At 63.0% G+C, this 26,470-nt stretch carries 24 protein-coding genes; 16 read left to right on the top strand and 8 right to left on the bottom strand.

Translation table 11 applies throughout. The features are described 5' to 3' along the window. Nucleotides 1-123: 123 nt before the first annotated feature. The 14 genes from NYQ88_RS09370 to NYQ88_RS09305 all read left to right on the top strand — a co-directional run bounded on the left by NYQ88_RS09370 (nucleotide 124) and on the right by NYQ88_RS09305 (nucleotide 15,215). Nucleotides 124-2,967 (top strand): hypothetical protein, encoded by a 2,844-nt coding sequence (locus tag NYQ88_RS09370; protein ID WP_275654664.1) that lies wholly within the window; start codon nucleotides 124-126, stop codon nucleotides 2,965-2,967. A gap of 11 nt (nucleotides 2,968-2,978) precedes the next feature. Further along, nucleotides 2,979-3,707, top strand: a complete 729-nt coding sequence (locus NYQ88_RS09365; protein WP_275654663.1) for a hypothetical protein — start codon at nucleotides 2,979-2,981, stop codon at nucleotides 3,705-3,707. Between the two features lie 253 nt (nucleotides 3,708-3,960). Further along, entirely contained in the window at nucleotides 3,961-4,212 is a 252-nt protein-coding gene (locus NYQ88_RS09360) for a PilZ domain-containing protein (protein WP_275654662.1), read from the top strand. Nucleotides 4,213-4,305: 93 nt separating this feature from the next. Further along, nucleotides 4,306-4,854: a cupin gene (locus NYQ88_RS09355; protein WP_275654661.1), complete on the top strand. Its 549-nt coding sequence runs from the start codon at nucleotides 4,306-4,308 to the stop codon at nucleotides 4,852-4,854. A 202-nt stretch (nucleotides 4,855-5,056) separates the two neighbouring features. After that, nucleotides 5,057-6,508, top strand: a complete 1,452-nt coding sequence (locus NYQ88_RS09350) for an NAD(P)/FAD-dependent oxidoreductase (RefSeq protein ID WP_275654660.1) — start codon at nucleotides 5,057-5,059, stop codon at nucleotides 6,506-6,508. Then, a complete protein-coding gene (locus tag NYQ88_RS09345) occupies nucleotides 6,505-7,119 on the top strand; it encodes a 2-hydroxychromene-2-carboxylate isomerase (protein WP_275654659.1) in 615 nt (204 codons plus the stop codon). Before NYQ88_RS09350 ends, NYQ88_RS09345 begins: the two co-directional genes overlap by 4 nt. Continuing rightward, nucleotides 7,119-8,144, top strand: a complete 1,026-nt coding sequence (locus NYQ88_RS09340) for a dipeptidase (protein ID WP_275654658.1) — start codon at nucleotides 7,119-7,121, stop codon at nucleotides 8,142-8,144. Before NYQ88_RS09345 ends, NYQ88_RS09340 begins: the two co-directional genes overlap by 1 nt. Nucleotides 8,145-8,167: 23 nt before the next feature. Then, nucleotides 8,168-9,214, top strand: coding sequence for an extracellular solute-binding protein (locus NYQ88_RS09335; RefSeq protein ID WP_275654657.1), 1,047 nt, complete (start codon nucleotides 8,168-8,170; stop codon nucleotides 9,212-9,214). A 25-nt stretch (nucleotides 9,215-9,239) separates the two neighbouring features. Next, a complete protein-coding gene (locus NYQ88_RS09330; RefSeq protein ID WP_275654656.1) occupies nucleotides 9,240-10,298 on the top strand; it encodes an ABC transporter ATP-binding protein in 1,059 nt (352 codons plus the stop codon). Beyond that, nucleotides 10,295-11,149: an ABC transporter permease gene (locus NYQ88_RS09325; protein WP_275654655.1), complete on the top strand. Its 855-nt coding sequence runs from the start codon at nucleotides 10,295-10,297 to the stop codon at nucleotides 11,147-11,149. Before NYQ88_RS09330 ends, NYQ88_RS09325 begins: the two co-directional genes overlap by 4 nt. Before the next feature lies 1 nt (nucleotide 11,150). After that, the gene (locus NYQ88_RS09320; RefSeq protein WP_275654654.1) at nucleotides 11,151-11,945 is read left to right on the top strand and encodes an ABC transporter permease; all 795 of its coding nucleotides are present in this window, start codon (nucleotides 11,151-11,153) and stop codon (nucleotides 11,943-11,945) included. An 11-nt stretch (nucleotides 11,946-11,956) separates the two neighbouring features. Continuing rightward, the gene (locus NYQ88_RS09315) at nucleotides 11,957-13,447 is read left to right on the top strand and encodes a carboxylesterase family protein (RefSeq protein ID WP_275654653.1); all 1,491 of its coding nucleotides are present in this window, start codon (nucleotides 11,957-11,959) and stop codon (nucleotides 13,445-13,447) included. A gap of 2 nt (nucleotides 13,448-13,449) precedes the next feature. Further along, nucleotides 13,450-14,379 (top strand): LysR family transcriptional regulator, encoded by a 930-nt coding sequence (locus NYQ88_RS09310; protein WP_275654652.1) that lies wholly within the window; start codon nucleotides 13,450-13,452, stop codon nucleotides 14,377-14,379. Nucleotides 14,380-14,477: 98 nt separating this feature from the next. Beyond that, entirely contained in the window at nucleotides 14,478-15,215 is a 738-nt protein-coding gene (locus NYQ88_RS09305) for an SMP-30/gluconolactonase/LRE family protein (protein ID WP_275654651.1), read from the top strand. Nucleotides 15,216-15,290: 75 nt separating this feature from the next. Here the strand turns inward: NYQ88_RS09305 and NYQ88_RS09300 are convergent, their stop codons facing one another. The 8 genes from NYQ88_RS09300 to NYQ88_RS09265 are packed head-to-tail and all read right to left on the bottom strand — an operon-like array spanning nucleotide 15,291 to nucleotide 23,543. Further along, nucleotides 15,291-16,079: an HAD-IIA family hydrolase gene (locus tag NYQ88_RS09300; RefSeq protein ID WP_275654650.1), complete on the bottom strand. Its 789-nt coding sequence runs from the start codon at nucleotides 16,077-16,079 to the stop codon at nucleotides 15,291-15,293. Beyond that, the gene (locus NYQ88_RS09295) at nucleotides 16,079-16,978 is read right to left on the bottom strand and encodes an ABC transporter permease (protein WP_275654649.1); all 900 of its coding nucleotides are present in this window, start codon (nucleotides 16,976-16,978) and stop codon (nucleotides 16,079-16,081) included. The genes NYQ88_RS09300 and NYQ88_RS09295 overlap by 1 nt, the downstream gene beginning before the upstream one ends. Continuing rightward, nucleotides 16,975-17,916, bottom strand: coding sequence for an ABC transporter permease (locus NYQ88_RS09290; protein ID WP_275654648.1), 942 nt, complete (start codon nucleotides 17,914-17,916; stop codon nucleotides 16,975-16,977). The genes NYQ88_RS09295 and NYQ88_RS09290 overlap by 4 nt, the downstream gene beginning before the upstream one ends. Next, the gene (locus NYQ88_RS09285) at nucleotides 17,913-19,349 is read right to left on the bottom strand and encodes an alkaline phosphatase family protein (protein WP_275654647.1); all 1,437 of its coding nucleotides are present in this window, start codon (nucleotides 19,347-19,349) and stop codon (nucleotides 17,913-17,915) included. The genes NYQ88_RS09290 and NYQ88_RS09285 overlap by 4 nt, the downstream gene beginning before the upstream one ends. Next, nucleotides 19,346-20,068: a glycerophosphodiester phosphodiesterase family protein gene (locus NYQ88_RS09280; RefSeq protein ID WP_275654646.1), complete on the bottom strand. Its 723-nt coding sequence runs from the start codon at nucleotides 20,066-20,068 to the stop codon at nucleotides 19,346-19,348. Before NYQ88_RS09280 ends, NYQ88_RS09285 begins: the two co-directional genes overlap by 4 nt. 33 nt (nucleotides 20,069-20,101) lie before the next feature. Further along, complete coding sequence (locus NYQ88_RS09275; RefSeq protein ID WP_275654645.1) at nucleotides 20,102-20,926, bottom strand: ATP-binding cassette domain-containing protein; 825 nt, start codon at nucleotides 20,924-20,926, stop codon at nucleotides 20,102-20,104. Continuing rightward, a complete protein-coding gene (locus tag NYQ88_RS09270) occupies nucleotides 20,923-21,960 on the bottom strand; it encodes an ABC transporter ATP-binding protein (RefSeq protein ID WP_275654644.1) in 1,038 nt (345 codons plus the stop codon). Before NYQ88_RS09270 ends, NYQ88_RS09275 begins: the two co-directional genes overlap by 4 nt. Continuing rightward, nucleotides 21,960-23,543 carry an ABC transporter substrate-binding protein gene (locus NYQ88_RS09265; protein ID WP_275654643.1) on the bottom strand — a complete coding sequence of 528 codons (1,584 nt, stop codon included), beginning with the start codon at nucleotides 23,541-23,543 and terminating at the stop codon, nucleotides 21,960-21,962. Before NYQ88_RS09265 ends, NYQ88_RS09270 begins: the two co-directional genes overlap by 1 nt. A gap of 224 nt (nucleotides 23,544-23,767) precedes the next feature. Here NYQ88_RS09265 and NYQ88_RS09260 point away from each other — a divergent pair, with 224 nt between their 5' ends. Then, entirely contained in the window at nucleotides 23,768-24,838 is a 1,071-nt protein-coding gene (locus NYQ88_RS09260; protein ID WP_275654642.1) for a LacI family DNA-binding transcriptional regulator, read from the top strand. Then, a complete protein-coding gene (locus NYQ88_RS09255) occupies nucleotides 24,831-26,444 on the top strand; it encodes an FAD-dependent oxidoreductase (protein ID WP_275654641.1) in 1,614 nt (537 codons plus the stop codon). Before NYQ88_RS09260 ends, NYQ88_RS09255 begins: the two co-directional genes overlap by 8 nt. The last annotated feature ends 26 nt before the right edge of the window (nucleotides 26,445-26,470 follow it).

The following is a 26,470-nucleotide window of genomic DNA, read 5'->3' as shown; positions in this document are numbered from 1 at the left end:
GTTCGCCAATGGGAGGTGGGACGCGTGACTGTACAGAACCCGAGGCGTTTTGATCGAAGCGGAACAATAGCCTGCTTTGCATTCATAGGCGCGTTCAGCGCATTGACCGGCTGGACACCAGCTGTGGCGCAACAGGACAACAGCGCCTCCATCCTGATCTATGACGCTTCGGGCTCCATGTGGGGCCAACTCGATGGTGGCATCAGCAAGGTGGAAATTGCCCGCGAAGTCATCGGCGATTTCTTCGTCAGCCGCGACAACACCATCCCTCTTGGCGTCATCGCCTATGGCCATAACAGGCGCGGCGATTGCAGCGATATCGAAGTCGTGGCGGACGTCGGGATCAGTGATCCGCGCGCGCTCTCTACCCGCCTCAACCGGCTCAACCCGCGTGGTATGACGCCCATCACGGACTCGCTGGCGCTCGCTGCGTCCATGATCCCGCCGACAGCAGAATCCGCCGACATCATCCTCGTCACCGATGGCCTTGAAACCTGCGAGGCCGATCCCTGCGCGCTGGCCGCACAATTGGCCAATGAAGGCATCGCCATTCGGGCTCATGTAGTGGGCTTTGGCCTGACCCGAGAGGAAGGTGAAGTCATGGCCTGCGTGACGGACGCCACCGGTGGGTTGCTGCTCACGCCCCAGACGGGTCAGGAACTGGCCGATGCGTTGCGGCAGGTGGCACAGGTTGAGCCAGCCCCTGCCGTTGAGCCTGCACCAGAGCCGGTGGTTGAAGCCTTCTTCGATATCGGGCCCAAGGCCGAGGCCGGGTACACCTACCGTATCGGCTATCAGGGCAGTGCCCGCAATGTTGATTATGCGGGCTTTACGCGGCGCGGTGAGAACCAGCCTGATGTCAGTCAGTCCTACGGTGTTATCGGGGGCGGCGATTTCGGCAACAATCCCTTCACCAAACGCGCGCCGCTGGAGCCCGGCGAGTATGACCTCATCCTCTCTGTCGCCGGGCAAGGCATCATCGCCCGTCAGCCCATCGAGGTGGTCCCGCCTTCCAGTGGCTTTGATGTCATTGGCTCGGTCGAACCGGGAAGCCGGTTTGCGTTCACCTGGCGTGGCCCCAACCAGATCAGCGAGAGGATTGTCATAGCCCAGCCGGGGGCTTCGCCGGAACAGTATGACGGCGATTGGGGCTACCCCATGAGCAATGCCGCAACGCAAACCATGCGCCTGACAGCCCCCACCAATCCCGGCATTTACGAGCTTCGCTATCTGTCCGCGAATGGCAAGGAGATCCTGTTCTCCCGCACGTTCGGCGTCGGTGTTCCCTACGAGGACGCAGACCAGACCAGTTCTTCCCAGCTGGCCGCACAGGCCGCTGCGGCGACGCAGGCCGCGCCCGGACAGGACGCCATGCCAATGGTCCGGGCAACCTTCCGCATACCAGACAATTACCCGCAAATCCCGCTTTGGTGGGACGCAATCCCGCTCGATCCGGACATGATGCAGGAGGCCTACGCGCCAATCTCCGATCTCGCCGTCTGGGACAATGAGTTTGAACCGGGTCGATATCGCGTCTCCGCCACGGGGCCGGGCGAAACCGAGTTCAGTGCAATTGTCGAAATCTACCCGGGCCAGGACAACAATTTCATCATTCCCGTTGTCGGCGGCGGCGATGAAGAAGCAGCTGCGACGAGCTTATCGGGACCCTGGCAGGTCATCGGCGTGCCGCCTTATCAGGTGCAGGCGGGCGCTGATCAATTGCTGGTCCTGACCCTCGACCAGTCCGGACCGGGGGCGCCGGTCAGCGGGGGGTGGGTCGCCGGAGAAATGCTGGCTGGCCCGCAGGTCGCAGGCCGGAAAGGGCACTTTACCGAGAGCCGGATCGAGGACGATGCACTCCGCCTTACTTTTGACGTTGGCGCGCCGATCCCCGAGCCGATGACGCTCTTCTTGCGACCCTATGGCATTGGCTATGCCGGTTCACTCTCCTCCGGCGCCCTGGGCATGAGCGTGCTCATGTGGCCCGATGGGTACGAGCCGCCATCCCTCGCTGAAATGCGGGAGGCCGTGCATGGCCCCGCGCCATCCGACTTTGTCGATCTGTCGGCCGCCGCAAACACCGGCGGGGATCTCGCCGCCGTTGACGCCGACCCGGCAGCCTTTAAATGCACGCAAAGCCAGGGTTGCGCCTTCAGCCATCAAGCCAGCGGCATATCCGTCGTGCTCCCCAACGCCTGGGCCCTGAGCGAGCCCTTCTTTTACGAGACCGCTGGCGGTGCACGCAGCGATCTTCCCAGCGCCAGTTTTTTCTCTGATGAAGCCGGACAGCGGCAGACCATTGAGCTCAATCCGCGGCAGTGGCTGGCATCGAACGGACCGTGCCGGATAATCGGCGCAAACGCGCTCTGCATGATGCGTGATCAGGGGCCGCTGTCCGAAGCGGCCTTTGCTGTTCTCGGAGACAGCCTGACCATTGGCGGCACAGGGGCTCTGGCCGCAGCCAGCCCGGACAGCGTCGGCGATGCGATCCACATCAGGACCACCTCGACCAGCCAGTTCGGCAGCGCCTGCTTCGTCAAGTTTGAACTGGACAACCCGTCGGGCGAAACATTTACCGCCTATGCGCCACTATCCGCGACCAGCAATGGGCAACCGGTCTCGCAGGTCATCAGCAATGAGCCCTTGGTGATGGAAATTATCACGACAGGAAATTATGGGGCGGGGATCGTCAGCGCCATGCTTGGCGCGGCATGCGAGCAGCTCTCGCTCGACATCGGGCCGGTGCAATGCCGCATGGGGGCCCCACCTTCCGGTGCCATGGTGGATTGCCCCAGCCCCATAGAGATCGCAGCCGACCCGCTGCTCGCCCGCATTCGTCTCGTCTCAGAGGCGCAGACCGCATCCGTCTCTGCCCCGGCCAGCAGCACGTTCGATGAGGATATCCCCATCGATCTCGGCGACCGCTCCCCGGAGGACGTGATGCAGTGGCTCTTCAGTAAGCCGTGAAAGGATCGGTCATGCGCAACTTTCTCACGTCGGCCCTCTTCGCTTTCGCTCTGGCCTTCGGCTTCGCCCAACCGGCCCAGGCCCAGCACCTGCAAATCGCCATGTGTGGCGAAGGCGGATGTCTCTGCCACATGACCGGCAAAACCATCGCCGATTTTGAGATGACCATGGGGGTCAAGGCGCCCAGGGATGCGGCGAGCCTGACATTGGTAACACGTGCCGGCGAGTACTTCTGGAGCAACAAAACACCTGCGCAGATCGACGCTGCGCATGGCGGGCCTGGTCATTGCCCGGTGCATCTTGAGATGCCGCTCATACCTCAGGATGGGCAATGGCGCATCACGGTGGGCACCACCGACACGACCGCCTGCCCCCTCTTTGCCATGATGGGCCAGTCCGTGCCCGGCCAGATCAGCGGCGAAACCCGTGAGATCAAATGGGGCGGTTCGTTCAGCCCCGACAAACTGATGGCAGAAGCGCGGGGAATGGTGACCTGGAGCCATTCAGGCAATCACAACTGGCGCGGCGTCGTGGTCGATAAGAGCCTCTCCGGTCAATCCGGCGCGTCAGGCGCCAGTGTCATCTGGACCCTGCAGCTGATCAGCCCGACCGAAATCAAAGGCTCAAGCACCTTCGACTTCGATATCTCCGCCACCAATGCCGACGCCGCAGCCCTCGCCATTCTCAACCAGATGCAGTGCCGAACGGTAACCCCGTTCACCGCAAGAAAGGTGGGTTGATGCTATGGTGCCGGGAAGAGTACTCGCAGCATCACGTCTTCCCAATCGGCCACGACAGTCCGGATATTTTGGAGCCTCGCCAATCCATCGCCGAGGCTGCAAAAATTCTCAAACGCGCTCGCGAAGAGCTGGTCTTCGCCGGCGTGCATCCTCTGACGGTCTCCCCTGGCGCCTGCCTCACCATGACAAAACTGCAGACAAATCGACCGAACCTATTCAGCGTGCGTTCGGAAATTTGAGGCACAGCATAGTCATGGACACCCACCCCGACCGACGCAATGAACCGCGCACGCCCCCTGCCTTGCGGGGGCCGGGCACGATTATTGCTGCGGGCTCACGCATTCCCGCCACCATCGTCAATGTCTCGCTCTCGGGCATCATGCTCAGCGTGCCAAAAAAAACCACGCTGTCCGGCCCCGTCGCGCTCGAGATCGGCACGGTCACCCGGCCCTGCGATCTGGTCTGGCAACGCGGCACCCGCATCGGCCTGCGCTTCTCTGCCTGAGCCGCTGCCCAGGCGACCGTTTCCCCCTCTTCCAAGCGCGCCGCTTTAGCGCCACTATGGAGAAGTCCTGGGCATCGCAGAGGGAGCGTTACCATGAAGACCGAACAGCACTGGTCAAAGCCCGTCGGCCTGTTGCCGAACAGCCGCTTTCCCCTTCTGGTCCATCGCGGGGCCCTGCCCGGCGGCGGCGAGGACGCCATGACGGCCCTCTTCCGCTCCAATGGCTGGCTCAACAACTGGCGCTATCCCGGCGTCTATACCTACCCGCACTTCCACTCGACCACCCATGAATGCCTCGGCTGCGCCGCCGGCTGGATGGAGGTCGACCTCTTCGGCATCGGCGGGATCAGGGTGCGCATCGAGGCTTGTGATGTCATCGTGCTCCCGGCCGGCGTCTCCCATGCCATGGTCGGCCAGTCCGACGACATCAAAATGGTCGGCGGCTACCCTGACGGCCGGGACTGGGACAATGTCCAGGAGGCCCATCTCGATAAGGCGGGCCATCGCGAAGCAGTGAAGCGCATCATGATGCTCCCCATACCCTCCCGCGACCCGGCCACCGGTGAACCGATGAAAGAGTGGATCGACGCACCCTCGTCCGTTGATGCGGGCCTCAACGATTTTCGCGATAGTCTGGGTTAGCGCACCCGCCTAACACCTTATAACCTAATCGCTTTTACCGGTGCCCCACGGGCGCCGGCTACGTCCGCACATGCCATGAAGCTCGTCCCAGCCTCCGCATCGCCAGCGGCGGAACGAATTTGCGTGCGCGGTCGAAGAGTCAGAAAATTCGTCTCTTGCATAATATCGCCTTGAGAATGCGAAAGATGCATATTGCAGCGCAATGCATCACCTTCCTGACTCCCAGCACCGCCTGCACCAGCTCGAACTCCGCCTGCGCCAGGAGCTGAAATGGCTCGCCCTGCCGGCGAAGGAGTGGATTCCCGCGCGTGCGCATCAGGATCAGGCCGTTCTCGACGTCGCCATTGTCGGCGCCGGCATGCTCGGCCTCGTGGCGGCAGCGGCGCTACGCAACATCGGCGTCTCCAATATCCGCATCTTCGACAAGGCCCCTGAAAACCGCGAAGGTCCATGGGTCACATCAGCGCGCATGGAAACGCTGCGCACCCGCAAGGAGGCCGCCGGCACGGCCCTTGGCATTCCTGCGCTGACCTTCCGCGCGTGGTTTGAGGCCCAGTTCGGCGAGACTGCTTTCGACGCCATGCATCTCGTGCCGCGCCCCATGTGGATGGACTATCTCATCTGGTATCGCCGCGTGCTCGGCCTGCCCGTCGACAACGACACCGAGATCACTGCGCTAAGTCTCCTCGACAACGGCCTCACCGAACTCACACGCCTGCGCAACGGCCAGACCGAAACGTTTTTCGCGCGCCGCGTCATCCTCGCCACGGGTATCGATGGCCTGGGCCAGCCGGCCCTCCCGGCCATCGCCAAAACCATCTCGCCCGCCCGCGTCGCCCACAGCTCGGACGAATTTGACGTCGCCAGCCTCGCGGGAAAACGCATCGCTGTTGTCGGCGCAGCCGCTTCCGCCATGGACAATGCTGCTGCCGCTCTCGAGGCAGGCGCCGCCCGAGTGGATATCTTCATCCGCCGCCCCACCATGCCGCGCGTCGACAAGTTCACCGGCATCGGCAGCCGCGGCATGACCTATGGCTTCCTCGGCCTGCCCGACGCGACTAAGTGGCGCTACATGGCCGAAGGTGAGCGTTTCCAGCTGCCCGCCCCGCGCCACAGCGTGCTGCGCGTCTCGCGCCACGCCATCGCCCACTTCCATTTCGCGAGCCCTGTCTCGGCCCTCGCAGAGCACGGCGACCATATCGAGATCACCACGCCCAAGGGCAATTACGAAGCCGATTTCATCATCTTCGCGACCGGCTTTTCCATCGATTTCTCAGTTCGCCCGGAGCTCCGCGCGCTCGACCCTTACGTCAAACGCTGGGCCGACGCCTACACCCCGCCCGCAGACCTGCAGAATGAAGGCCTCGCCGCCATGCCCTATCTCGGCCCGGGCTTCCAATTCCTGCCGCGCGACGGTGCCCCCGCCGCCATCTCGAACATTTATTGCTTCGCCTTTCCGGCGGTGATGACCCACGGAAAGATCACCAGCGGCATCCCCTCGATCGGCGAGGGCGCGACCCGGCTAGCCCAGTCCCTTGCCCGCTCCATTTTCGTGGAGGACCGGGACATCCACCTTCAGAATTTCCTCGACTACGACGTGCCCGAACTCCTCGGCGACGAGTGGACCGAGGCCGACGAGGACTTTTCAGCATGAGCATTCCCGACCTTCAGGTGTTTTACGGGATATCCTCCCCTTGGGCCTATTTCGGCGCCCAGCGCGTCAAGGCCATTGCGGACGAAACCGGCGCTCGGCTGGTCCTGCGTCCCATTCGCATCATTGAAGCCAATGGCGGCATCCCGCTGCGCACCCGCCCTGAGGGCCGCCAGGCCTATCACGCCGTCGAGCTGACCCGCTGGCGCGAACACCTCGGCATTCCGCTCAACCTGACGCCAAAATTCTATCCCTGCCGCACCATCGAGATCGCCGCCCAAGCCGTCATCGCCATGCAGAACGCGGGCCTTGATGCTTTCGCCTTCTCCTTTGCCGTCCAGCGCGGCCTCTGGGCCGAGGATCGCGACATCGCCGATCTCGACACTTTGCGCGAATTTGCCCGAGCCACGGTGGGCACGGAAGGCGAGCAGTTTATCCGCGACCCGCAGGACGCCGACATCATCGCCCAGTGGCACGCCAATCTCGCCGAGGCCGAGCAGCGCGGCATCTTCGGCACCCCGACCTATGTGGTCAATGACGAGCTCTTCTGGGGCCAGGATCGTCTCGACTTTGTCGAACGCGCCCTCGCTGCCGCACGCAAGGAAACAGTCTGATGAGCACCCAAACCCCTGTCGTTCCGCCAGAAGCACAGGCCCTGCACGATCGCGCCATCGTCGTCGATGGTCTGCAGACCTCGCTCTGGGGCCGCCCGATCTTTGAAGAGATGCGCGCCGGTGGGATCACCGCCGTCAACGTCTCCACCGTGCTCTGGGAAAATTTCCGCGAAGGCATCGACTATGTCTCGCAGTGGAAGCATTTCCTGCGCGAAAACAGCGACATCCTGCGCCCGGTGCGGCAGGTCTCGGACATCCAGGCCGCCAAGGCCGAGAACAAGACCGGGATCATCATCGGCTGGCAGAACACCTCCCCGCTCGAGGACAAGCTGGACTATGTCGAGATTTTCAAGGACCTCGGCGTGGGCATCATGCAGCTCACCTACAATACCCAGAACTATTCCGGCTCCGGCTACCTCGAGGAGAACGACAGTGGCCTGAGTGGTTTCGGCCGCGAAGTGCTCGATGAGATGGCCCGCGTCGGCGTGCTCTGCGATCTCAGCCATGTCGGCGACAAGACCAGCGCCGACGTCATCGAATATGCCAAGGGCCCGGTCTGCATCTCGCACATCCTGCCGCGCGCCCTGCACGATGTTAAGCGGAACAAGCCCGACCACCTTTTCACCGCCTGCGCGGAAAAGGGCGGCCTCATCGGCATCAGCCTCTTCGCCCCCGGCCTCGCCGCTGGCAATGACGCCACCGTCGAAGACATCCTCGACGCCATGGAATACGTCATCAATCTCGTCGGCGAAGACCATGTCGGGATCGGCACTGATTTCTCGCTCGATCGCCCGCGCCCCAGCGACTGGCTGCTCTGGGCCAATCGCGACAAGGGCACCGCGCGAAAGCTCACCGAATTCGGCTCGGTCAAGATCAACAAGCCGGCTGGCATCAGCCGCATGACCGACATGCCAAACTTCACCGCCCGCATGCTTGCCCGCGGCTGGAGCGAAGAGACAATCACCAAAATTCTTGGCGGCAACTGGCTTCGTGTTCTCGACGCCGCCTGGACCCCGCGCCCTTGATTTCAACCTTCGGAAACATCACCATGATCCGTCTTCTTGCCACTGGCCTTCTGGCCGCCACTGCCTTCGGTGCCGTCACCGCCGCCCAGGCCCAGGACGTCACCACCGTGAACGTCGTTGGCTTCTCCGGCGTTTTTGCCGAGAACTACGAAAAGTTCGTCATCTCGGCCTTTGAGGAAAAGCACCCCGAGATCGACATCGTCTACCAGCCGTCCAAGAACTCGGCTGAGACGCTGGCGCTGCTGACCCTGCAGAAGGACGACCCGACCGTCGACATCGCCCTGATCGACGTGGCCGTGGCCATCACCGCAGCCAAGGAAGGCCTCACCGCCCAGCTCGATCCGGCCGCCGTGCCGAACCTCGCCCAGCAGCCCGATTGGGCCCGCATCGAGGGTGATCGCGCCATTGCCTTCTCGCAGGACAATCTGGCGATCCTCTACAACACCAAGACCGTCACCGAGCCGCCGACCAGCTGGAACGACCTCAGGGACGAAAAGTACAAGGGCCGCATCGCTGCCCGTCTTGGCGACACCCGCGGCGTGATCCTGCTGCCGATCCTCAACTCCATGGCCGGCGCCGACTACAAGGAAACCATTGATCCGGCGATCGCCGCGATGAATGAATTCGCCCCCAACGTCCTGACCTGGGACCCGGCTCCGGATTGCTACGCTGTCGTCCAGAACGGCGAAGTCGACCTCTCGATCTGTTGGAACGGCCGTGCCCAGTACCTTCACGACACTCAGGACGGCGTCATCGGCATTGCCGCTCCGCTCGAAGGCAGCATCGGCCAGACCAACACCATCAATCTGGTGGAGGGCTCCAAGGTCGCTGACGCAGCCCAGCTCTTCATCGACTACGCCCTCAGCGCCGAAGCCCAGGCAACCTTCGCGGAAAAAAGCTTCTACGGCCCGGTCAACACCACCGTCGCGCTCTCGGACGATGTCGCCGCCCGCATCTATGGCTCCAAGGAAGCGCAGGCCGCGCAGATGACCCTCGACTGGTCGTTCATTGCCACGGTCTATTCCGACTGGATCCAGCGCATCAACCGCGAAGTCATCGCCTTCAATTAATCCAGACGAACCGGACAGCACGCCCATGTCGAACAAGCACGTCACCGTCGAACAACTGGTGAAGACCTACCCCGGCAGCAGCGCGCCGTCCATTGATCACGTCGATTTCGATCTCGAGAAGGGCGAAATGCTCGCCCTTCTCGGCCCCTCCGGCTGCGGCAAGACCACCATCCTGCGCATGGTTGCCGGCCTCATTACGCCGACCTCCGGCCACATCTGGCTCAATGGCCAGGACATGGCCCGGATCCCCGTGCACAAGCGCAATATGGGCATGGTGTTCCAGTCCTACGCCCTGTTCCCCCATATGAGCGTGGCTGAAAACGTCGCCTTTGGCCTCGAGATGCGCGGCGTTCCGCGCGCCGATCGTGCCGAGCGCGTCGAACGCGCCCTCGATCTCGTGAAACTTGCCGGTTACGGCTCGCGTCGCATCACCCAGCTGTCCGGCGGCCAGCAGCAGCGCTGCGCCATCGCCCGCTCGCTGGTCATCGAACCCAATCTCCTGCTGCTCGACGAACCGCTCTCCAACCTCGACGCCAAGCTGCGCGATGAGATGCGCGACGAAATCCGCTCGATCCAGAACCGCACCGGCGTCACCGCCATCTTCGTCACTCATGATCAGGACGAAGCCCTCTCCATGGCCGATCGCCTCGCCGTCATGTCGGCCGGCAAGATCGAGCAGATCGGCACGCCCCGCCAAATCTTCGACTATCCGGCCACCGAATTCGTCGCCAACTTCATCGGCGCCGGCAATTTCTTCACGGGCCGTCCCACCGGGGCGCGCACCGCCGAGGTCGAAGGTCTCGGCACCATCACGGTCGGCCAGGATATTCCGGCAGGCCAGGATGCCCGCCTCCTCGTCCGCCCCCACCGGTTCACCCTCGACGCCCAGGGCCCAAACAGCTTCTCGGGCACCGTCACCCACCTCGTCTATCGCGGCGAAACCCTGACGCTGGACGTTGAAGTCGGCCCCCGCACCCTCAAGGTCGATCTGCCCACCCATGCCGGCGCCCTGCCAGAGCGTGGCCAGACCGTCACCCTCAGCGTCTCGCCCGCAGACATCACCCTCATCGGAGCGCAGCAGTGACGGCAGTCGAGAAAAAGACCAGTCGCACCCTGCTGCTGGTGCTGTTGGTGCCGGGCCTCCTGGCCCTCGGCATCAGCTTTGTCGCGCCCATGCTCTGGCTCCTGCGCGCCTCCTTCTCCACCTCCGCGCTGGGCGGCGGAGACGATTGGACGCCGGATAAATATTCGGAAATCCTCACCGACCCCTTCTATTGGCGCGTCGCCGGAAACACCCTCAACTACGGCCTGACAGTCGCGGTTTTCGCGGTCATCCTCTCCTATCCGATCGCCCTGTTCCTCGCGCGTTCGACCAGCAAATATCGCGGCATCCTCACCGCCCTCGCCATCGCCCCGCTCCTCACCTCGAGCGTTGTGCGTACCTATGGCTGGATGGTGATCCTCGGCGATCGCGGCGTCATCAATTCGACCCTTCAGTGGCTGACCCTCACCGACGCGCCGATCCGGCTGAGCAACAACCAGCTCGGCGCCACCATCGCGATGATCGAAATTCTCATGCCCTATGCGATCCTCGCCATGCTCTCGGGTTTCGGTCGGCTCAATTCCCAGCTTGAAGAGGCTGCCACCATGCTCGGGGCCAATCGCTTCAAGGTGTTCACCCGCATCATCCTGCCGCTGAGCCTTCCCGGCGTCATCACGGCGGCGCTGCTGGTCTTCGTGCTCGCCATTTCCGGCTTCATCACTCCGCGCCTCATGGGCGGTGGCCGCGTCTTCGTGCTCGGCACCGAAGTCTTCCAGGAAGCCACAGTGACCCTCAACTGGCCGCTCGCCGCCGCGCTCGCCGTCATGCTGCTCGTGCTCTTCAGCTCGGTGATCGTCGTCTATCGCCGCGCCCTGCGTGCCCTGGAGGCCTGATATGGACAAGACCTCACCACTGGCCGCATTCGCCTGGCGCGGCCTCATCACCCTCCTCTATATTTTCCTTCTGGCGCCGATCATCATCGTGTTCGTGGTGTCCTTCGACACCCGCAAATATCTGGCCTTCCCGCCGGAAAGCTGGTCCTTCGGCTCCTATATTGCGGTGTTGCAGAACGAGGCCTTCATCTCCGCCTTCTGGCGCAGCCTCGGGCTCGGCGCCATCGTCGGCATCGGCGCTGTCGCCATCGGCACGCTTTTGTCCATGGCCCTCACCCGCCACAAGTTCCGGGGTGAAGGCGCGGTGAACTTCCTCGTCATCGCGCCCTTCATTGTGCCCAACATCGTGCTGGCGGTCGGTTTGGTTCTGGTGCTCGCCGCCTTCAAGCTGCTCGACAGCTATATCGGCATCTTCATCGCCCATCTTGGCGTCACCATCCCCTACACGGTCCGGACAGTGACGATGAGCCTGATGGCGGTAGACCGCCGCGTCGAGGAAGCAGCCCTCGTGCATGGTGCCTCCCCGCTCCAGGTCTTCTGGCGCGTGACCCTGCCATTGATCCGTCCGGGCATCATTGCCGGCGGCGTCATCGCCTTTCTTATCTCTTTTGATGAGACGACGATCTCGCTCTTCATCGTCTCGGTCAAAACCTCGACCCTGCCGACCGAAATCTACCGCTACCTCGAATACTCCACCGATCCGCAGATCGCGGCCCTCTCGGTGGTGCTCATTCTCATCTCCGTGGCCGTGGTGGTCCTAGTCGAAAAGCTGATCGGCCTGCGCAAGGCCGTGTGAGGACAGAAATCATGACGCGCATTCACGTCCCTGGCGGCGAAATCGAAGGCTTTGTCGAACACGGCAATTACTGTTTTCTCGGCGTTCCGTATGCGGCCCCGTGCACGCCCGAACGCCGCTTTGAAGCTCCACAAGCTGTCGAACCGTGGGATGGCGTCCGAGACGCCACCCGCCACGGCAGCGTCTGCCCACAGACCCCCACCTATGGCCCCGTAGGCAAGGGGGCGACTTCCAACCTGACCCAGGGCGAGGATTTCCTCACCCTGAACGTGCGCACGCCCGACCTCACTGGCAAAGCGCCCGTTCTGGTCTGGGTGCACGGCGGCGGCTATGCCGTCGGTTCGGCCAATGAGCCGAATGTCCAGTCCGGTGCCTTTGCCTCAAGCGGCATTGTGGAAGTCACAATCAACTACCGCCTCGGCGCGCTCGGCTTCCTCCATCTCGAAGGCAAGCCCGACAATCGCGGCTTGCTCGATCTGCTGGCCGGGCTCAAATGGGTGCAGGCGAACATCGCCCGTTTCGGCGGCGATCCCGCCCGCGTCAGCTTCGGTGGCCGCTCGGCCGGTGGCTTTGCCATCGCCGCCGTCATGGCGATGCCCGAGGCCAAGGACCTCTTTGCCCGCGCCATTCCCCAGAGCGGCGCCAGCACTGCCATCGCCTCGATGGAGGACGCGCAAAAGCTCACCAACCGGATGTGCGCCGCCCTCGGCACCGATGAAGCCGGTATTCTCACCGCGCCAATCGACGCCCTGCTCATCGCCCAGCGCGATCTCTGCAACGAAAGCTACGAGCACCACGATTTCGACCGCGACGGCTCCGCCGCCATGCTCGGCGTGCCCTTCGTCCCGGTGATCGACGGCGCCTCTCTCCTCGAACATCCTGACACCGCTGCCGCCGCCGGTCGCACCACCCAGGTGCCCATGATGATCGGCACCACCACCTCCGAATATCTCACCCACGCGACCATTCTGCCCGCCGACCTCACCTTCGAGGCCGTCGCGGCCCTGATGCATGAGCGTGTTCGTCACCTCGGCAAGACCGGCGCTGACATGGTCGCGACCTATCGCGCCGCCCTGCCCGATCATTCCCCCTACGGCATCTGGCGCGCCATCGGTGGCGACCTCGTCTTCCACAATCCGACGACGCAGTTCGCCCGTCTCCATTCCCGTCACCAGCCGGTCTACAAATATCTCTTCGGCCGCATCGAAGCCGACGAGCTCGGCGCCGCCCACGGCGGCGAAGTTGGCCACGTCTGGTACCGCGACGGCATGGACATCACGGGCCTCCGCGATTTCCAGGCCATCGACAGCCTCGAAGCGGCACGCGAGGTCCACGCCGTCTGGCGCGATTTCATCGCCGGAGTGGACGACAAATCAGCCTGGCCAGAATATTCTGAACAAAACCCGGTCGTGCTGCGCCTCGGCGATGGCCCGGCTCGGGTGGAGGGGGACCTGTTCGGACAACGCCTTGATCTGTGGGGTCCGGACCAATTCGCAGGGTAAACATGCGATCCAATTATCTGGACACGCGCCAGCTCGAAGCCTTTGCTGCCGTCGTTTCGGTCGGCAGCATCACCGGCGCGGCCAAGGCCATCGGCCTGTCGCAACCGGTTATCACCCGCCAGATCCAGGATCTGGAGGCGCAGATCGGCTTTGCCCTGCTCCATCGCAGCGGCCCGCGCGTCACCCCCACGCGCCAGGGTCTCGCCTTTTACGAAGACGTCGAAATGTTCCTCACCGGGCTGCGGACGATTTCGGAAAAGGCTCAGGCCATAAACACCGCTGAAGCCCTGCCCCTGACGGTCGCGTCCATTCCATCCCTCGCCACAGGCATTCTCCCCGCAGCCATCGCTGCCATAGACGAACGCCTCCGCTCGCGCCAATTGCAGATCCAGGCTATTTCCGCCGAAAAGGTGGTCCAGGCCGTCATCTCGGGCACGTCCGATCTCGGCCTCGCCAGCTGGCCGGTCGACAATGCCGGGCTCGATGTCCACTGGCAGGCCGAAGTGCCCTGCCACGCGGTCGTCTCCCGCACCCATCGCCTCGCCAGCGCCGCAGTTCTCACCCCCAATGATCTCCGCGACGAACCGCTGATCATGGCTGCCAATCCCTACCGCCTGCGCATGCTCATCGACAGCGCGCTGGCCGAACAGGGCGTCACCGCGGGCTCGGTCACCTCCTGCAACGCCACCTATGTTTCTCTGTCCATGGCCAGCCAGGGTCTCGGTATCGCCATCGTCGAGCCGCTGACCGGCGCCGGCCTCCCCTCGCCCGATCTCGTCGCCGTGCCGCTCTCCTTCCACGTCCCCTTCCGCTGGAGCGTCATCACCGCCATCGGCCGGCCGCTGACGCCTTCGGTTGCCGCCCTGATCGATGCGATCCGCACCACCGCGTCCGCGAACATCGCCTCCCTCCGCGACACAACTGCGCGCTAGATCACGACCGGCTCTGCTGCGGCGAAAAGCCAAATCGGCGCTTGTAACAGGTCGCGAAATACTGGCTCGACGAGAACCCGCATTCGAACGCGATCTCGATGACGGTGGCGCTGGCCCGTTCCGTCAGCCAGCGCTTGGCCGCCTCCAGCTTCGGCCTCGCTCAAAACGGCCGCTGGCTCGTGGCGCTCGCCAATGATGTTATCCTCTTTAATCCGGAAACCGGCGCGCGCGAGATCATCGCCACCATCGACCACGCCAAGCCCGACATGCGCCTCAACGACGGCAAGGTCGGTCCCGATGGCGCCTTCTGGGTCGGCAGCATGGACGGCACACAGAAAGCCCCGCTCGGCGGAAAACTCTATCGCGTCGCCCCGGACGGCGCCGTCACCACCATCGCAACCGACATCGCCATTTCAAACGGCCTCGCCTGGAACGCCGACGCGACCCGCCTCTACCACTCGGACTCCCGTGGCAGCATGTGGATCGACTGTTGGGATTTCGACGCCGCAACCGGCGCCGCCAGCAATCGCCGCCGCCTCCGCGACAATGACCTTGCCGCCGGCCGCCCCGATGGCGGCGCCTGCGACTTGGCTGGCCATTATTGGTCCGCCGGCCCCAGCGAAAGCCGCATCAATTGCTTTGCGCCGGATGGCACGCTCATCGGCACCATTCCCGTGCCGCTCAAAAATCCGACCATGCCCTGTTTCGGCGGGCCGGAGATGAAGACCCTTTTCGTCACCAGCCTCGACTCCAAAATCGACGGTTCGGGTCACGATGGCATCCTCGCCATCGACATGGATATTGCCGGCGTGCCGGTCCACATTTTCGCACGATAAAGGCCGGGACCTTTTCACAGGTCCCGGCCGTCAATGCTAGCAGTCTGCTAACCAACTCCCCACTCTGCTAACGCGTCAGAGATGCGCCAGCACATAGTCCGGCATGGTCGACGGCGTGCCCTTCACCGGCACCCCCGTCTCCAGCAACACACTGCGCACCCCGGCATTCCGCGCCGCCTTGATGTCCGTATCTATCTGATCGCCCAGCATAATCGCGTCCCTGGCCTCGGCCCCGACCACCTCCAGCGCCATCCTGATGATCTCTGGTGCCGGCTTCCCAAGGATCGTGGGCGTCACCCGGGCCGATGTCGCAATCGAAGCAATAATCGCCCCCGTCCCCGGCTCATAAGACCCGCCCGCAATCGGCCGGATCACATCCGGGTTGGTGCCGATAAGTTCCGCTCCTGCAAGGATATTTCGCACCGCAGTGGTCATCATCGTATAGTCGAACTTCCGGTCCAGCACCACGATCACAACCCGCGCCCCGCTCTCCACCAGCTCAAAGCCAGCAGCCTCGACCCGGGCTTTTAGCGAAGCAGAACCAATGACATAGGCCCCACTGCCCACGGGGTATTTTTTCGTGGCATAATCCAGTGCAACTTCGGCAGATGTCAGCACCTGGTCCGGCGCGCAGTCGATCCCCAGCCGCCGGATCTTCTCGGCAAACTCCGCCGGGGACTTTTCGGCATTATTCGTTATAAAACAATATCTTAAACCCTGTTTCTGCCACAGATTGAAGCGTTCAACCGCCCCCGGAATGGCATCCTCGCCGCGATAAACCACCCCATCGAGATCGGACAGCACGGCCTTGAACTGGATCTCTTCAACCGAGGCAAGGCGTTGAGAAGTAAGCATAATATTCATCACACCTTGCCCTGAAGATTGGGATCAAGCTTATCCCGCAGCCAGTCGCCCAGGAGCGAAATGGCCAGAGTTGTAAGGAAGATAACGACCCCGGCCGGAATGCCAATCCACCACGCTGTCGCCAGATAGTTCCGCCCCTCGCCGAGCAGCAGACCCAGACTCGTTCCCGGAGGTTGCACGCCTAAGCCGAGGAAAGATAACGATGTTTCCAGAAGAATGATCTCCGGGAAATTGAGCGTCACCTGCACCATGATGATGCCCATCATGTTCGGCAGCACATGCCGCCAATAGACCTTGGCCGGATGCACTCCCAACGTCCGGATGGCGAAGGCATAACCCTGACCATTGGTCGACAGCACCAGCCCGCGAGCAATGCGCGCATAGCCATCCCAGCCAAAAAGCCCAATCAAAACAACGAGCAGGACAAAATTATTGCCGAAGAAGGCCAGCGCCGCCAGCGCCACGATCAGGAACGGGATCGAAGCCTGAAAGTCCACCAGCATCATGATGAAATCATCGACCCAGCCCCGGAAATGGGCGGCAACGATCCCCAGCAGCGTCCCGACCGTCGCCCCGATCACCGTCCCCATCAGCGCAATGAGAATGCTGGTCCGCATGGCATAGATCACCCGGCTCAGCACATCGCGACCGAGATTGTCGGTGCCTAGGAAATACTCCGGCAGCCCATCCAGGAAGCTCGGCGGCTTCAGCCGCTTGAGCAGGCTCTGTTCGGCATAGCCGTAAGGCGCGATAAACTCAGCGAAAATCGCCGCGAGTACAATCAGCACCAGCCAGCTGATACAAAGACCGATCACCAGCGGCGGCCGGGTCTTCCAGATCCGGGTCAACCAGTTTGGACGGCGGCGCAGCTCCGCCGATGCAATATCCATCGTGCTCATGTGGTCGCCGCCTTCTTGTTCTGCAGTTCAATTCGCGGGTCGAGCCAGCCATAGGCGAGGTCGACGATCAGATTGATCGCAACCATAGTGAAGGCGATCAGCAGCACCACGCCCTGCACCACCGCCAGATCGCGCTGGTTGACGGCATTGACCAGCAACATGCCCACGCCCGGCCAGGCGAAAACCGTCTCGATGGTCACTGCGCCCCCGATCAGCCCACCAATGCGCATGCCGACCACGGTCACGACCGGGATCGCCGCGTTGGGAATGGCATGGCGCAGAACACGCCGCTCATGGGGAATGCCCTTGGCCTTGGCCGTCCGCATGAAGGGCTGATGCAAAACGTCGAGCATGGACGAGCGGGTAAAGCGCGCCACCGTCGCTGCCGCAGCAGTTCCCAGCGTAATCGCCGGCATGAGCAGGTGCCAGATGCTGCCCGTACCCGAGCTCGGCAGCCACCGAAGCGTCATGGAAAACAGGAGGATGAGCAGGATGCCGAGAAAGAAGTTCGGGATCGAATGACCGAGAATGGTGAAGCTCATGGTCGCCTGATCGACCCAGGTGCCGCGCTTGAGCGCAGCGATCACCCCGGCCGGAATGCCAATGAGCAGCGTCAGCAGCAGCGCGGTGATGCCAAGCTGCAGCGTCACCGGAATACGCTCTGCGATAACTTCCAGCGCCGGTCGACCATCGCGGAAAGAATTGCCGAAATCGCCCTGCAACATCGCCCCGATATAGGTGATGTACTGCTCGAACATCGACTTATCGAGGCCCCAGCGCTCCCGGAACGCCGCAATGGCGTCCGGCGAGGCTTCGTCCGACATCATGATCTGCGCCGGATCACCCGACGCGCGCAGTACGACGAACACAAATGTCACCGCCAGCAGCAGCGTCAGCGCCCCGCGAAACAGCTTGGTGACGAGGAATTGCAAATTCATGCGCTCCAGGCCCCCGTCCCTGCCGTCCAGCCGCAATCGACGATGGTCTTGCCCTCGATCACCCACTGACGGAGATATTGCTCATGCCCCCTATGGGTGGCGCTGAGCACGCGGGTCTCGACATCAGGCGCCGTGCCAAAACCCGGGGTATCCCCGACAAGCGCCTCAACCAGCGGACGACCAGAGGTGCCGTCGAGCGGCAGGCCCATGGTGGTGAGGATGGTCGGCGCAATGTCAGGCAGCCAGCACGGCGTGTCCGAGGCAAAATTCTGGCGATAGGCCGGGCCCTGCGCGGCCAGAACCGTCGAAAGTTCGCCGCGATTGAGCCCGCCATGCATGCCACCACCCGGTTTAATCCAGGCCGCAAAGATGCAGGCATCCTCATGCGGCCCATAGCTCTCGGACGAATTGGTGCCCCGCAGCGTAAAGCCGACATCAGCACTGCGCGAATGGCCGTTACGAACCGCTGACCACGGCAACGCGCCTTCGATGGCTGTGCCATCTTCCGCCGTCGCAAAAACCAGCCCGCAGAAGTCCTGCTCGACCAGCCAGGCCACCACGCGGGCCTTTTCGGCATCGGATTTATCGTTGAGATAGATGCCGCTGAAGGAGCCGATCGACGCCTCGCCAAACTCGGCGGGGACGATGTCTGTCGTCTCGAGCTGGCGCTGGCCGGTGATCTGCCCGTGATCGGACATCACGATGATGTTTTCCGGCCCGTTCCCTGCGCGCCACCAGGCCAGAAACCGCCCGAAATTGTCGTCGCAATTCTTCTGCGCCGCCTCGGTTTCCGCCGCAGTGACGCCGAAGAGGTGCGAGCTCATATCCGGATCATTCATCCAGAACACGCAGAGATCCGGATTGTAGTCGGGATAGATGACCTCGATCAGCACATTGGTGGAGTAAGTCATGCGGTTGGAGTTGGGTGCAGTGGCCTCGGGAATATCGCCGAGACACGCGATCACCTTGTCATGCAGCTCGGCACTCGACACCGGCAGGCCGTGCATCGAAAACACCGGCTGGCCGAGGTCATGCGCACTCGAATTCATCATGCGCGATGCGCCTTTGGTGGCGGTGCTGAGCACAGCCATGGTGCGTCCGGCCTCCGCCATGCGCTGGCCGAGCGTCTTGCAATCGAGCAGCTGGCCGGCCTCAGCCGCCGCTTCGAGATGCTCCCACTCGGCTGTCTTGAACAGCTCGCCTGGGCGCACCGGATGGATGAACTGATTGGCCACGACCCCGTGGTCAGCCGGCGGACAGCCGGTCATTGTGGAGGTCACGGCAACGCGCGTTTCGCTCGGGAAGATCGAGCGAGAATTGAGGAAATTGCTGCCCTCGGCCATGAAGGCGGCGAGGTTGGGCATCAGGTCAGGCGTGGCGCGATCGCGGCGCAGGCCGTCAAATGTAATGATGAGCGTGGAACCGCGGCTCATTGGAGCGCCTCCAGAATAGATTTGGTCAGGGAAACATCGTTGATCAGAACGCCGTCGATGCCAGCGCCGGCGAGCGCCGTGAGGCTCGCGGCATCGGTGTCGCCGACCGTGCGGCCGGTGGTGCCGTGGCCGGTGGTCACCCACACTTCGGCGCCCGCAGCCTTCAGCGCAGCGACCCGCTCGTGGGTCACATCGCTCTCCCAAAGGCGGATAAGGCTGGCACCACCGCGGTGAAATTCCAGAGCGACATCAGGGCTCGGAATAAAGCCGAGGACCGTAACGTCGCCCTTGGCGGCGAAGAACTCCGTCGCTTCCATCGTGTGGCAGCCCGCAATCACGAGGTGCCGCAAAGCCTCTGGCACAGCGCGCTCGATATCAGCCCAGAGACGCTTAAGGCCTTCGGGGCTCTCATCCTTGAGATCAAGCAGCACAGGCTTGCCTGCGGCGGCATAGGCCAGCACATCGGCAAAGGTGCTGACGCGGTCACTGTTATCGGTGCTGAGGCTGGAGAGTTCCTTAAAACTCAGCGCATCGGCGCGATCCGTCCGGCCGAACAGGCGCTGCAGCGTCGGATCGTGGGAGCAGATGCCCACGCCGTCGACTGAAAAGCGAATATCCGCTTCGATCGCGAAGGCGCCCTTTTCGAAAGCGGCAGTCCAGGCGGCCGGCGTATTTTCTGCATGTGCGGCGCTGTCGCCGCGATGCGCGATGATCTTCATTTTCGGTCCGATCCGTTCGGAAACTGATGGCGCTCAGAGCGCCGCAAAATTCTGCAAGTCACGTTGCCGGCGCTGGCGCGGCGTATCGGCCGGGATAGCTGCCAGCAGACGGCGGGAATAGTCATGCTTGGGGGCTTCAAAAAGCGCGGTGGACTCCCCGATTTCCAGCAATTGCCCCCGATGCATCACCCCAACCCGGTGGCTGATATGGCGCACCACCGACAGGTCGTGAGAGATGAACATCATCGAGAGGTTGAGCCGTTCGCGCAGCTCGAGCAAGAGATTGATGATCTGAGCCTGCACCGACACGTCGAGCGCACTCACCGCCTCATCGCACACCACCAGCCGCGGCTTGAGCACGAGCGCCCGGGCGATCACAGCACGCTGCAATTGCCCGCCAGACAATTGATGCGGCAGACGATGGCTCATCGGCCCCAGGCCAACCATGTCGAGCATGTCCTGCGCCCGATCATCGGCCTCGGACGGCGCGAGTTTCTCATGCGCCGTCAGCGCCTCGCGCACTTGCGCATGAACACTCCAGCGCGGGTCAACCACCGAAGCTGGGCTCTGGAACACCACCTGAACCCAACGCCGCTGCGCCCGCCATTCCTTGGTGCCCACCGGCGCGTAGTTCTGCCCCCAGAACGACACCTGCCCGCTCGTCGGGGTTTCGATGCCGGCGATCATCCGCCCGAGGGTGGATTTACCGCTGCCGCTCTCGCCGACAATGCCCAGGGTCTCCCCCTCGGCGATATCGAGCGTCACCGTATCGACCGCCCGGAACACTTCCGGCTTGCTGAAGAGTTTTCGGCCAACCGGATAGCTCTGGGCGAGGTTGAGCGCCTTGACGCCGCTCATTGGGAGACCCCCGCGCCGATGTGGTGGCAGGCCACCATCGTGCCCCGCCCTGCAACCATTCCTGGTGTGCTCGTGCAGCTTGCACTCGCCAGCGCACAGCGCGGCGAGAAGGCGCAACCCTGCGGACGCGCCGATGGCGACGGCACGGTTCCTGCGATCGCCTGCAGCGGCGTCCCCGGCACCCGGCCGAAGCCGATCCGGCTGTTCATCAGCGCGCGCGTATAGGGATGGGACGGATGGTCAAACAGCGCATCGACGCTGCCTGTTTCGACCACCTTGCCCGAATACATCACCGCCACATGGTCGGCGATTTCGGCCACGACACCGAGGTCATGCGTCACAAACACCACCGCCAGGTCGAGCTCGGTCTGGAGATCGCGGATCAGCCGCAGGATCTGCGCCTGGATGGTCACATCCAGCGCCGTGGTCGGCTCGTCGGCAATGAGCAGTTTGGGCTTGCAGGCCAGCGCCATGGCGATCATCACGCGCTGGCACATGCCGCCCGACAACTGGTGCGGATAGTAGGTCCTGTGGCGCGGTACATTGGGAATGCCGACCTGGTCGAGCAGTTCCTCCATCCGCGCCTCGGCCTTACGGCCGCGCAGATCGGTATGCTGCAGGATCGCTTCGACAATCTGCTGCCCAACCCGACGGATCGGGTTGAGCGCCGTCATCGGGTTCTGGAAGATCATCGTCACGTCGCGACCGCGCAGGCGGTTCAGCGCTCGTTCCGGCGCGCCGATGGTCTCTTCACCGAAGAGACGGACCGAGCCGCTGGAGACGAGGCCGTCATCGAGAAGCCCGAGGGCCGACATACAGGTAAGGCTCTTGCCGCACCCGCTTTCGCCCACGAGGCAAAGCGTCTCGCCGGGGCGAACTGCGAGGCTGACACCATCCACCAGATTGGCCGAGCCGGCGCGCACCACGAGATTGCGGATATCGAGAACCGGTTCAGCCAGCTTGCGCCCAGCCTCGGCGAGGGAAAGAGCAGGCGCTTTGGCGCCCACTCCTCCAAGATGTGCCAGCCCCATCATCACTTGGCTTCGAAGCTGAGGTTATAGGGACGCAGGTCCATGTAGTAGAACGTGTAGGGGTTCCACTGCACGTCCTTGGCCACGCCATAGGTCTCGAGCGGCTGGTAGAGCACGGTGCCGGGGGCATCGGTTTTCCAGATATCGATCATTTCCCAGACCGCTTCCTGGCGCGTTGCCAGGTCAACCGTGCTTTCCAGCACTGCGCCGAGTTCATTGAAGCGGGCGACACCCTCAGTGCCGATCCAGGTCTTGTTGGTCTTCTGCGGACCGGAATGCGGGCCCCAGGTGTTCCAGACACCACCGACCGGGTCGGGGTAGCGGGTGGAATTCGACCAGGTGCGAACCTGAAGCGCACCGACATCAAGACCCGTCAGGCTTTCAACAACGTTGAGCTCGACATTGATGCCCACTTCCTTCCACATCTCGACGATCACCTGCGCGGCCGGCAGGGCGTTGAGATAATAGTTCGGCTGGGTCGTATATTTGATCAGCTCGCCATTATAACCGGCTTCGTTGAGCAGCTCGCGAGCGCGCTCCGGATTGTACTCCAGACCGACGAAGTCCGGGTTATACATGTCGCCATATTCGGGATACTGGTGGCCGTTCGGCACCACGGCCTGGCCGCCCCAGAGCGCTTCGTTCAGCAGGTCGCGATCAATCGCCAGGTTCAGCGCCTGACGAATGCGCGCATCATCCATCACCGGATCGGTGACGCCATAGACCAGCACATGGGAGTTCGCCAGAACCACCGAGCGGGTTTCGATATCGTCGTAGGAATTGATCTGGTCGATCTGATCCGGCGACACATTGGTGATGATGTCGAACTCGCCCGAAACCAGGCCCGCAACGCGGGTGGACGGCTCCGGCACTTCGCGGAAGGTCACGGTTTCAGCGGTCGGCAGGCCACCGAAATAGGCATCATTGGCCTTGAGGACGATCTTCTCGTCGGCGCGATATTCTTCAAGCATGTAGGGGCCGGTACCGACCGGGAACATCGGCAGGCCGCCATCCTGCTCGGCCTTGGCCAGCCAGTCTTCCTTGTTCACCACCCACGATGCCCAGGACGCGAGGCGCTGCTCAAGCAGTGGATCGGGCGCCTTGGTGATGAAGTGGATGGTCGTCGGATCGACGATCTTCACGTCCTTGAGCACGGAGAAAAACGCCGGGCCTTCGGACAGAAGCGCATTCTCGCCGCTCAGGCGCTCAGGCGAGAACGTGAACGCAATGTCTTCAGCGGTCAGCGGCGCGCCATTGTGGAAGGTGACGCCCTCGCGCAGCTTGATCTCAAGCGTGAGGTCATCAATGCGCGTCCACGAGGTCGCAAGGCCGGGCACCAGCTCGGAGCCGCCACCACCTTCTGCCGACAGGAAATCACGACGGATCAGCGTGTCGAAGATCGAGTAATTGACGCGCGTGCCGACATTGGACAGCTCCTTGCCCGGCTCCAGCGTCGGCGGCAGGTCCGCAACGCCGACGACGAGGTCCGGCCGCTCCTGGGCGAGCACGGGAAGCGACACCGAGCTCAGCGCGGCGGCGCTGACAAGGCCCAGAACGAGGCGGCGGGAGAGATTGATTGCAGGCATTGAAAAGGCCCCAGTTGGTTAGCTGGGAGCGACCTACAAACCGTCAATGACGGTGCGGTGACACCGACATGACAATTCCATGAACTTGGTTTCGACCCGTCCCCTCTCTGCTGCGACGAGTTGTCCCCGCCCCGATTTCTCGGCCTCTCGTCTGCTTGATTCATTTTAGGACGCCTGCTAATACGTATCAACGCTAATACGCATTAGCAGATTGGAAAACGCCTTTGCCGCCACGCAAGCGACTGACACAGAAGGACATTGCCCGTTTGGCTGGTGTGAGCCAGGCGACCGTCTCCCTCGTGCTCAATGGCTCGCCTGAGAATGCAAACCGCATTCCGGACGACACGCGTGAACGCGTCATGAAGGTCATTCGCGACACCGGCTATGTCGCCGACCCCATTGCCCGGCGCATGGTCAATGGCCAGAACCGGATCCTCGGCGTCTTCACCTATGAGCCCGCCTTCCCGTCCGATCAGGCCGACTTTTTCCTGCCCTTCCTGCTCGGTATCGAAGAGGCCGCTCAGAAGCTCGGCTACGATTTGCTGCTGCTCACCGGCGCGGGAGCCGGCGGGAAGCGCAAGATTTTCGGCAATGATGTGCGCCTGCGCCTCGCCGACGGCTGCATTATCCTCGGCCGCCAATTCGACCCCGAGGAACTCGCCCGCCTCGTCGCCGGCGATTTCCCCTTTGTCGCCGTTGGTCGCCGCGACGATGCCGGCGGCCCTGTCCCCTATGTCGGCGGCGACTACGCCACGGCCACCGCTGCCCTCGTCAGCCGCTCCCGCGATCTCGGCCACACGCGACTTGGCTTTGTCGGCTTCAAGGACGGCGCGGAATCCTCGTCCGACCGCTGGACTGGTTTTGAAGCCAGCCTCGAGGGCGTCGGTCTCGCTTATACCCACCACGCCGTCGGTGCTGATCCCGATATGCTCCTTGATGGCCTCCTCGCTGAAAACGTGACCTGCGTCTTCTGCACCGAACTCGTCGACGCCAACGGCGTCGAGGCCGCCGCCACCGCCCGCGGCCTCGCAGTGCCGGCCGATCTCTCCATCGTCGTCCTCGGCAATCACATCCGCGCCGAAGAGCCGGGCCGCAAATTCACCTCCTTTGCCATCCCCCGCGAAGCCATGGGCTATGGCGCCACCGAAATGCTGGTGCGGCGCGTCGAACAGGCCGCCCCCCTCGAGCAGATCCTGCTCACCTGTGACCTTCGTGAAGGCGACACACTGGGCCCCTGCCCGGACACTCTGTCTTCGCGCTCCTCTCAAGCAAAACCGAACGGAACAAATGACTAAAGAGCTTCACGCAGATATTCTCATTGTCGGTGGCGGACTTGGCGGTGTTGCCGCAGCGCTGGGCGCCCTGCGCGCCGGCCGTTCCGTGATCATGACCGAGGAATTCGACTGGATCGGCGGCCAGCTGACCAGCCAGGCCGTGCCACCCGATGAGCACTCCTGGGTCGAGCAGTTCGGCATCACCCGCTCTTATCGCCAGCTGCGCACCGGCATCCGCCAGTATTATCGCGATCACTACCCGCTGACCGAAGCAAGCCGCGCCTGGGGCGATCTCAATCCCGGCGCCGGCTTCGTCAGCCGCCTCTGCGCCGAGCCGCGCGTCGGCCTCGCCGTTCTGGAATCCATGCTCGCCCCCTATATCGGCGGCGGCAAGCTCACCATCCTCAAGCCTTATCTGCCGATCTCGGCGGGTGTCGTTGGCGATGAAGTGAAATCCGTCACCCTGCGCCATCGCGACAGCGGCCGCACGATCACCTGCTCGGCCCCATATTTCGTCGACGCCACCGAGCTGGGCGACCTGCTGCCGATGACCGGCACCGAATATGCCACCGGTTTTGAGTCCCAGTCCGACACCGGCGAGCCCAGCGCCCCTGCCGAAGCCCAGCCCGACAACGTCCAGGCGATTTCGGTCTGCTTTGCCATGGATCATGTCGACGGCAACCATGTCATCGACAAGCCGGACAATTATGACTACTGGCGCAGCTACGAACCCCATTTCTGGGGCGGCCCGCTGCTCGGCTTCACCGCGCCCCATCCGCGCACGCTCGAAAGCACCACCCGCACCTTTACGCCCAATCCGGATGACAATCCGCTCTTGGTCGATGCCGATCAGCGCCGCAATCCGGGCGATGGCAATCTCTGGACCTTCCGCCGTATCGCAGCACGTCGCAACTTCGTGCCCGGCGCCTACAATTCCGACATCTGCCTCGTGAACTGGCCGATGATCGACTATCTCGATGGCAACATCATCGATGCTTCCGAAGAGGACAAGGCCAAGCACCTCAAGGCTGCTGCCGATCTCTCCTACTCGGTCTTCTACTGGCTGCAGACCGAAGCGCCCCGCACCGATGGCGGCCAGGGCTTCCCCGGCCTGCGCCTGCGTGGCGATGTCACCGGCACCGAGCATGGCCTCGCCATGGCGCCCTATATCCGCGAAAGCCGCCGCATCCTGCCGGTCACCCGCATTCTCGAGCAGGATGTTTCCATGCTCGTGCACGGCAACAACCTGTCCAAATCCTACCGCGACAGCGTTGGCATCGGCATGTACCGCATCGACCTGCATCCTTCGACCGGCGGCGACAATTATGTCGACGTGGAATCCGCGCCCTTCGAAATCCCGCTGGGCTCGCTCCTGCCGCGCCGCGTCAAGAACCTGCTTGCCGGCGGCAAGAACATGGGCACCACCCACATCACCAATGGCTGCTACCGCCTGCACCCCGTCGAATGGAACGTGGGTGAAGTTGCCGGCATGCTGGCCGCACACTGCCTCAACAATGGCCTGACCCCGCACCAGGTCCAGGCCGACGACGCCAAACTCCAGGACTTCCAGGCACAGCTCTACAACGCGGGTATCGAGATCCGCTGGCCGGACGTCCGGGGCTACTGATTACGCTTAACCACAGGGAGAGAAAA

Source organism: Devosia sp. SD17-2 (assembly GCF_029201565.1).
Taxonomy (GTDB): Bacteria; Pseudomonadota; Alphaproteobacteria; order Rhizobiales; family Devosiaceae; genus Devosia.
This window is presented reverse-complemented; position numbering and strand designations above follow the sequence as displayed.

Coding starts and splice junctions, on each gene's coding strand:
- NYQ88_RS09365 (WP_275654663.1), top strand. CDS start 2,979: ATGCGCAACTTTCTCACGTCGGCCCTCTTCGCTTTCGCTCTGGCCTTC.
- NYQ88_RS09360 (WP_275654662.1), top strand. CDS start 3,961: ATGGACACCCACCCCGACCGACGCAATGAACCGCGCACGCCCCCTGCC.
- NYQ88_RS09355 (WP_275654661.1), top strand. CDS start 4,306: ATGAAGACCGAACAGCACTGGTCAAAGCCCGTCGGCCTGTTGCCGAAC.
- NYQ88_RS09350 (WP_275654660.1), top strand. CDS start 5,057: ATGCATCACCTTCCTGACTCCCAGCACCGCCTGCACCAGCTCGAACTC.
- NYQ88_RS09345 (WP_275654659.1), top strand. CDS start 6,505: ATGAGCATTCCCGACCTTCAGGTGTTTTACGGGATATCCTCCCCTTGG.
- NYQ88_RS09340 (WP_275654658.1), top strand. CDS start 7,119: ATGAGCACCCAAACCCCTGTCGTTCCGCCAGAAGCACAGGCCCTGCAC.
- NYQ88_RS09335 (WP_275654657.1), top strand. CDS start 8,168: ATGATCCGTCTTCTTGCCACTGGCCTTCTGGCCGCCACTGCCTTCGGT.
- NYQ88_RS09330 (WP_275654656.1), top strand. CDS start 9,240: ATGTCGAACAAGCACGTCACCGTCGAACAACTGGTGAAGACCTACCCC.
- NYQ88_RS09320 (WP_275654654.1), top strand. CDS start 11,151: ATGGACAAGACCTCACCACTGGCCGCATTCGCCTGGCGCGGCCTCATC.
- NYQ88_RS09315 (WP_275654653.1), top strand. CDS start 11,957: ATGACGCGCATTCACGTCCCTGGCGGCGAAATCGAAGGCTTTGTCGAA.
- NYQ88_RS09310 (WP_275654652.1), top strand. CDS start 13,450: ATGCGATCCAATTATCTGGACACGCGCCAGCTCGAAGCCTTTGCTGCC.
- NYQ88_RS09305 (WP_275654651.1), top strand. CDS start 14,478: ATGACGGTGGCGCTGGCCCGTTCCGTCAGCCAGCGCTTGGCCGCCTCC.
- NYQ88_RS09300 (WP_275654650.1), bottom strand. CDS start 16,079: ATGAATATTATGCTTACTTCTCAACGCCTTGCCTCGGTTGAAGAGATC.
- NYQ88_RS09295 (WP_275654649.1), bottom strand. CDS start 16,978: ATGAGCACGATGGATATTGCATCGGCGGAGCTGCGCCGCCGTCCAAAC.
- NYQ88_RS09290 (WP_275654648.1), bottom strand. CDS start 17,916: ATGAATTTGCAATTCCTCGTCACCAAGCTGTTTCGCGGGGCGCTGACG.
- NYQ88_RS09285 (WP_275654647.1), bottom strand. CDS start 19,349: ATGAGCCGCGGTTCCACGCTCATCATTACATTTGACGGCCTGCGCCGC.
- NYQ88_RS09280 (WP_275654646.1), bottom strand. CDS start 20,068: ATGAAGATCATCGCGCATCGCGGCGACAGCGCCGCACATGCAGAAAAT.
- NYQ88_RS09275 (WP_275654645.1), bottom strand. CDS start 20,926: ATGAGCGGCGTCAAGGCGCTCAACCTCGCCCAGAGCTATCCGGTTGGC.
- NYQ88_RS09270 (WP_275654644.1), bottom strand. CDS start 21,960: ATGATGGGGCTGGCACATCTTGGAGGAGTGGGCGCCAAAGCGCCTGCT.
- NYQ88_RS09265 (WP_275654643.1), bottom strand. CDS start 23,543: ATGCCTGCAATCAATCTCTCCCGCCGCCTCGTTCTGGGCCTTGTCAGC.
- NYQ88_RS09255 (WP_275654641.1), top strand. CDS start 24,831: ATGACTAAAGAGCTTCACGCAGATATTCTCATTGTCGGTGGCGGACTT.